Here is a 1733-nt window from a genome sequence, read left to right as displayed (position 1 = left end):
TGCTCATCTTGAGTGGTGCCAAGAGCAGTAACAACCAGTGCCTGAGTATTGCCTCTTGTAAATAGTGCAGAACCGTGAGCTTTGGACAGAATATCAACTTCAACTTCTATCTGACGTATCTCATCATGCTTACGACCGTCTATCCTTACACTTTTCTTCCTAATTATTTCACGTACTAAGGATCTTTCAAAGTTTTTTACTGCATACGTAATTAACTTTTCGTCTTTTCCAGTTTCTTTAAGAGTATTCAATATATTCTCTCTGATCGCTTCTAGAGCTTGAACTCGCTCTTGTTTTACTGTTTGCGAATATGCTTTTTCAAAATCTTTACCGTATTTTTCGAGCTCTTGTGTTATATCTGATGCATCAATAGGGGCAAAGCTCTCAGGTTTATTGCCAATTGTATCAGCAAACTCTTTTATGAGCTTAATGACAGGCTTAAGGTGTTCATGGCCAAATTTTATTGCATTAAAAACATTTTCTTCAGAGAGCTCTTTCACTTCTGATTCAACCATTAAAATTGAATTTTCATCACCAGACAAAAACAGATCCAAGCTGCTTGCTTTCATCTCTTGAACAGAAGGGTTGAGTATATAGTTATTATTTTCATCACAACCAACCATCACTCCAGCTATAGTAAAGTGAAAGGGAACACCAGAAATTGCAAGAGCTGCAACAGCACCAATCAATGCTGGCACTTCAGGAGGATTGACTGTATCATAGGTTAATAGATTGCACACCACACTAATTTCATCATGAAATCCTTCTGGGAATAGTGGTCTTATACTTCTATCTATTACTCTTGAGATTAAAGTTTCTCTATCAGATGGCTTGCCTTCTCTTTTAAAAAACCCGCCAGGGATCTTACCCATGGCATAGCTTTTTGCGATAAACTGCACATTTAAAGGTAGGAAATCAACGCTTTCTTCCTTCTTTTTACGTACAACAGTTACTAAAACAGAAGTATCACCGTAATTTACAACTACTGAACCATGAGCTTGGCGTGCTATTTTTCCTGTTTCTAAAGATAAGGCACGACCACCCCACTCTATAGATTTTTTTATAATTTTAAACATATTAAATTCCTCGATTATTTTCTAATGCCTAACTTCTCTATTAATTCCTGATAGGCTTCATTACCAAATTTACGCTTTATATAATTTAAGTGCTTGCGTCTTCTACCTATCAATACAAGTAAACCACGCTTAGAGTGACGGTCATGCTTGTGCACTTTAAAATGCTCAGTTAAGTTACTGATCCTCTCGGTCAAAATTGCACATTGTACAAAAGATGAGCCTGTATCATCTTCTTTAATTGCATATATATTTATCAAACTCTTTTTCTTTTCGGATGTTATCGACATCTAAACCTCATTTTAAATACTAAAAACACGAATAGGCTTCACACAACCACAAATAAAACTGCAGATTGCAATAGGTACACTACCCACCACCGCACAACAAATATCATGATTCTTTAAATTACGCAAGTTATTTAATACAACTTCCTGACCTTTTCTGATTTTCCCCGCATCTTCTAGGGAAATTTCAACTTTGAACATCGATTTTAAAACCGATTCAATGGGGATGACGAAACTTTTTGTATTACTCCCTGTCACTCCATCATCTTCTGTCATCCCACCCCCCTCTGTCATCCCAGTGCGTGACACTGGGATGGCTTTGTTGCATCGCTCTTCGGATAGTAGGTAACGTACAATAAATTCATGAAGCTAT

General features: G+C 36.9%; 2 protein-coding genes and 1 pseudogene. All 3 read right to left on the bottom strand.

All coding sequences use genetic code 11. The annotated features are described in order from the left end of the window. Positions 1–1076 (bottom strand): annotated as a pseudogene (locus OZD61_RS01325) (polyribonucleotide nucleotidyltransferase); the annotation flags it as partial. 14 nt (positions 1077–1090) lie between these two features. Then, a complete protein-coding gene (gene rpsO, locus OZD61_RS01320) occupies positions 1091–1363 on the bottom strand; it encodes a 30S ribosomal protein S15 (protein ID WP_274979568.1) in 273 nt (90 codons plus the stop codon). 12 nt (positions 1364–1375) lie between these two features. Continuing rightward, on the bottom strand, positions 1376–1636 hold the full coding sequence (locus tag OZD61_RS01315) for a hypothetical protein (RefSeq protein WP_274979567.1): 261 nt from the start codon (positions 1634–1636) through the stop codon (positions 1376–1378). Between the last annotated feature and the right edge of the window lie 97 nt (positions 1637–1733).

It is taken from the genome of Wolbachia endosymbiont of Drosophila bocki (assembly GCF_028982005.1).
GTDB lineage: Bacteria > Pseudomonadota > Alphaproteobacteria > Rickettsiales > Anaplasmataceae > Wolbachia > Wolbachia pipientis.
The sequence above is the reverse complement of the archived record's forward strand: the minus strand, read 5'-3'. Positions and strand labels throughout refer to the sequence as shown.

Bases quoted from the DNA above. Each gene is read 5' to 3' on its own strand.
- rpsO (WP_274979568.1), bottom strand. From the start codon at position 1,363: ATGTCGATAACATCCGAAAAGAAAAAGAGTTTGATAAATATATATGCA.
- OZD61_RS01315 (WP_274979567.1), bottom strand. From the start codon at position 1,636: ATGACAGAAGATGATGGAGTGACAGGGAGTAATACAAAAAGTTTCGTC.